This is a genomic window from Vibrio sp. 03_296 (genome assembly GCF_002265885.1).
Window position 1 is genome coordinate 1 of record NZ_NPKW01001322.1, and the last position, 902, is coordinate 902.

Sequence of the window (902 nt, forward strand, 5' to 3'; positions counted from 1 at the left end):
ACTTAGTATCAAGTTTGAAGTGCGACACTTTTTAAAGATGCGCATGAATATACTCCAGTGGTGTTCTATACCCAAGTCTTTTGCGTGGGCGCGTATTTAATTTGTGTGCAATTTCATTGCATAGCTTCTGTGTCACGTGTGACATGGAAGTTCGTTTTGGTAAGTATTGTCGTATCAAACCATTGGTGTTTTCATTAGTGCCTCGCTCCCATGATTGGTATGGATTGCAAAGTAAACAGACAGTTATGATGTTTTCTAGTTGTGCGTAACCATGAAATTCAGTGCCGTTATCCGAAGTTATCGTCTTAAAAGGTAAGTCAGAGCGGGTCATGATTTTGCTCATTCTTACGTTGAGCGACTCGCTTGTTCTATCGTCCATTTGCCCGATAAAAGTGTAGCCAGTCATTCTGTCGACTAAAGTCACGATACAGTGCTTGGTTCCGCGGCCAACGACAGTATCAATTTCCCAGTGACCTGGCTCTTTTCGATGCTCAGCGTTTTCTGGTCTTTCGGTAATATGACGCTTATTTGCAAGCCGTCCTCGACTGTCTTTTGAGTTGTACCTTTTACGCCTTTGCTTAGTAGATTGGCGTAGGTGTTTCCATAGGGTTCCACCGAGAGCTTTGTCGTTCCAAATGTGCTGATAAATGAGCTCGTGGCTCATTGTTGGATAGCCTCTCATTCTTAGATATCCGACGATTTGGTCAGGGCTCCAATCCAGTCGTAGCAAGGCCTCAGGTAACCTAAAGTCGCTTTTGCTGTAGCGCTTGTTTCTGCGCGAGCGGCTCAGCCGGTTACGAGCCATTTGCTGTGCCCGCCGTGGTTGATAAGAGTACCTATCGAAGAACTTGTTGTAACGACAATTGCGTTCAATTTCTCGATAGATAGTGGCTTTATGGCGC

The 902-nt window shown here is 45.0% G+C and carries 1 protein-coding gene; it reads right to left on the reverse strand.

All coding sequences use genetic code 11. The features are described from left to right. Nucleotides 1–31: 31 nt before the first annotated feature. On the reverse strand, nt 32–902 hold an 871-nt coding region (locus CIK04_RS31850; protein ID WP_128824794.1), incomplete at its 5' end, for an IS30 family transposase.